Consider the following 1,958-nt stretch of genomic DNA (forward strand, 5'->3'; position numbering starts at 1 on the left):
GCGTTGCTGTTTTAAAGCTGTCGCGGCATAAAGCCGCTGCTACGACAATATGAGATGGACGATAATCAATAGAAACTCGGAGTTTGGGTGTCGCATTGCGTTGCTGTTTTAAAGCTGTTGCGGCATAAAGCCGCTGCTACGACAGTACGAGATGGGCGATAGTCAATAGAAACTCGGAGTTTGGGTGTTTCATTGTATTAAAGTTTTAAAAATTGCCGCGGCATAAAGCCGCTGCTACGACAATATGAGATTACGCTATGATTTTGATATCAAAAAGTGAGTAAAGGGACCAATGCCAACATTAACCGCTAGGCAGAATATCAAAGCGATAGTGACTGCTATCCAAGCCGAAGAGCAGTCGCTTCGATCGCGTTATCCTATTTTAAACTGGCAAAACAGCATTGCGATGGTGATTTTGCTGTTGTCGTTAAGTGCGTTAATTGGCGTTGCCTCGCTTTACTATTTTGCCGTTATTCCTGCATGGCTGTGCATTCTGTTGGCGGCTTTTATTACCTCTATTTCTCATGAACTTGAGCACGATTTGATCCACAAGCAGTATTTTAGTGACCGCCCATTTGTACATCATTTTATGATGTTGACGGTGTGGATTATGCGGCCAAATACAGTGAATCCTTGGTATCGCAGGCAAATTCATTTACATCATCATAAAGTGTCTGGCACTGAACAAGACCTAGAAGAGCGCTTGGTGGGTAATGGTATCCAATCTCCTTGGTTGCGAGCTGTGGTGGTTACAGATAGATTGCTAGGTTTATTATTGAATGCCAAGCGGTTTAGTCGAGAAATCAAGGGTTTTACGTTTTTACAAGTCTTTAATGCTGGCTTTCCGCTTGCTACGGCTTATTTTGCGACTTTATATGGTGTGATTGCTTATTACGTGCTGCAATTTATACAACCATTTGAATTACCTAAATGGGGAGCAGATTTACTAGCGGTTGCTGAGTTCTTTATGGTGGTATTGATTATACCTAATATGATCCGCTCAGCATCTTTAAACCTTGTCACATCTTCAATGCATTATTATGGTGGGGTGAATAATGTGTTAGAGCAGACCCATGTGATCACCAGTTGCTGGTTTTTACCATTTCAGTTATTTTGTTTTGATTTTGGCCGCACGCACACGATCCACCACTTTGTACCTAATCAGCCATTTTATATTCGACAATTAATAAGTAAAAAAATACGTCCGGTTATGGCCCTGCATGGCGTGCATTTTGATGACTTACAAAGCTTAAAAAATGCAAATCACTACCCGGTCAAAGTACGGGTTAGTCAAAAATAAAAAGCTGTTTACTGCAAAAACTTATTCAACCGTTAGGCGGTTATTGATATCGCGGCTGGTGAGTATCTGCGAGGCATCAAACCCGGTTGAACGTTTTGCCATGCGATCATATAATAACACGTTGACTGTCGCGGCTAAGTTCATGCAGCCTATGGTTGGTACATACACCACGGCATCGGCGGCATCGACGATTTCTTGTGGCAGACTGCCATCTTCAGGACCAAAAATGTATAACGCATTGTCGGGGTGAGTAAACTGTGGCAGTGGGGTTGCGCCCTCTACCAGCTCAACACAGACAAGCGCACGGCCTGCTACTTTTAAACTGATGAAATCATCAACTTGTTTGATGGGAATATTGTCGGCAACGTTTTTTGTATCCGTATGATACTTTGCAGCCCTTGCGTAACGATTGCCGCTAAAGTAGATGGCTTGTGCATCATAACAACCTGCGGCCCGTAATACGCCACCCACGTTGGTTGGTGATTTAGGGTTTACTAATCCGATTGCTACAAATGACTCGCTCATACTTTTTATACCACTTGTATTAAGTAAATGATCTATCTTGAAGCGGGGAAATAGCTTTAGTAGCACCGCTCTCGCGTCCTGCTACCGCTAAGGTACCTATATCCATATAGGCATGGCAAAAATTTTGCTATTT

2 protein-coding genes are annotated in these 1,958 nt (G+C 42.8%); one reads left to right on the forward strand and one right to left on the reverse strand.

Annotated features, from left to right (window positions below):
* Positions 1 to 292: 292 nt before the first annotated feature.
* Positions 293 to 1,300 carry a fatty acid desaturase gene (locus tag CWC03_RS16055; protein ID WP_138582743.1) on the forward strand — a complete coding sequence of 336 codons (1,008 nt, stop codon included), beginning with the start codon at positions 293 to 295 and terminating at the stop codon, positions 1,298 to 1,300.
* 21 nt (positions 1,301 to 1,321) lie between these two features.
* Here the strand turns inward: CWC03_RS16055 and CWC03_RS16060 are convergent, their stop codons facing one another.
* A complete protein-coding gene (locus CWC03_RS16060; RefSeq protein WP_138582744.1) occupies positions 1,322 to 1,825 on the reverse strand; it encodes an RNA methyltransferase in 504 nt (167 codons plus the stop codon).
* Between the last annotated feature and the right edge of the window lie 133 nt (positions 1,826 to 1,958).

It is taken from the genome of Pseudoalteromonas sp. S2755, assembly GCF_005886535.1.
Taxonomy (GTDB): Bacteria; Pseudomonadota; Gammaproteobacteria; order Enterobacterales; family Alteromonadaceae; genus Pseudoalteromonas.

Coding starts and splice junctions, on each gene's coding strand:
- CWC03_RS16060 (WP_138582744.1), bottom strand. CDS start 1,825: ATGAGCGAGTCATTTGTAGCAATCGGATTAGTAAACCCTAAATCACCA.
- CWC03_RS16055 (WP_138582743.1), top strand. CDS start 293: ATGCCAACATTAACCGCTAGGCAGAATATCAAAGCGATAGTGACTGCT.